Source organism: Bibersteinia trehalosi, from assembly GCF_004346205.1.
Lineage (GTDB): Bacteria > Pseudomonadota > Gammaproteobacteria > Enterobacterales > Pasteurellaceae > Bibersteinia > Bibersteinia trehalosi.
Genome location: NZ_SMAM01000019.1, coordinates 1 through 1497, shown reverse-complemented (window position 1 = coordinate 1497; position 1497 = coordinate 1). Strand labels below are relative to the sequence as shown.

Here is a 1497-nt window from a genome sequence, read left to right as displayed (position 1 = left end):
AGTTGTATTACCACCCACATTAAGGTCGCCTGTTACATTCGTGTTCACAAAGGTTACATTATCCGTGGTATGGATTTCAAACGTATCACCTGAACCGCTGATCTTAATGTTTTGACCTGCGTTGATACTTACGGTATCACCTGCACTGATGCTTGAATTTTCATTCGCCACATAAGTGGTTTCACCGTTAGTACCCGTTACGTTAGTTGATGCTACACTCCAGCTTATATTGTTAAGCGTATTAACGATATCGCCAACGGTTGCAATATCCGTTGCATTTGAATTGCTTGCAACTTGCGCCTTACCATTTTCTACCGTGGTTTCTCCGTTACCCACAGTTAATGTCGTGTTAGCGTTACTGATGGTTGTGATGTTATTTAAATTCCCTGCTACATTGACAGTATAAGTCGTTAAACCTTCAGCTGTTGTAGTGGTCGTCACATTCACATTATCACCCGCTTCAACTACCGATTTCTCTGCATTTACAACATAAGTCGTTGAACCATCTGCATTAGTGGTTGTAGTTACCGTGGTGAAGTTACCTGCATCAATGTAAGTCTTGCTTGCGTTCAATTGGTCTAAATTCACGGCATCTGTACCATTCACGCCCGCGCTTACATTGCTGATAGTTGCACCATTGACATTCACCGTATTGTTGCCATTGACATCACCTAAAGTAATTTGCGTACCGTTGTTGTTCGCAATTGAAGTAATGTTGGTTAAGGCACCTTCAACGTGATAAGTCACATCCGCACCACCGGTGGTTGCATTCGCAGTCACAACAGCCACCGTGTTAGTACCATTTACAAAATTCACCACTTCACCCGCGGTAATTTTATCTACATTGATACCATTACCTGCAATCGTCCAACTTACGTTGTTAATCGTATTCACAATATCGCCAATGGTTGCCACATCCGTGGTATTTGCACCTGTTGAGATATTTGCTTTACCTTCATCACTCACCGTCGTTGTGCCGTTACCAAAGGTAAAGGTTGTACCGTTGTTATTAATGGTTGTGATGTTATTTAACTCACCCGCAACATTTACAGTATAGGTTGTTAAGCCTTCCGCTGTCGTTGTTGTGGTGATATTGACGTTATCACCCTCAGCGACTACTGTTTTCTCTGCGTTCACAATGTAAGTTGTGCCATTTGCATCGCTGGTTGAAGTCACAGTCGTGAAGTTACCCGCTTTCACGTAAGCTTTGCTTGCATTTAGTTGTGCTAAATTCACCGCATCTGTTGCATTTGTACCATTCGCTACATTGCTAACCGTTGCATTGTTTACGTTAACAGTATTGTTGCCTAAGCTAATGGTTGTGCCTTCGTTGTTGCTGATTGACGTAATGTTCGTTAAGTCGCCCTCAACGTGGTAAGTCACATCCGCACCACCTGTGGTTGCATTTGCAGTCACCACCGCTACGGTGTTGTTGCCGTTTACAAAGTTCACCACTTCGCCCGCAGTAATTTTCTCTACGTCTTCTCCGTTACCTGC

Annotated in this window: 1 protein-coding gene; it reads right to left on the bottom strand. The window is 43.3% G+C overall.

All coding sequences use genetic code 11. From position 1 onward, the window contains the following. Nucleotides 1–1497: beta strand repeat-containing protein (locus EDC51_RS10975; RefSeq protein ID WP_409360077.1), on the bottom strand; the 1497-nt coding region annotated here is incomplete at both ends.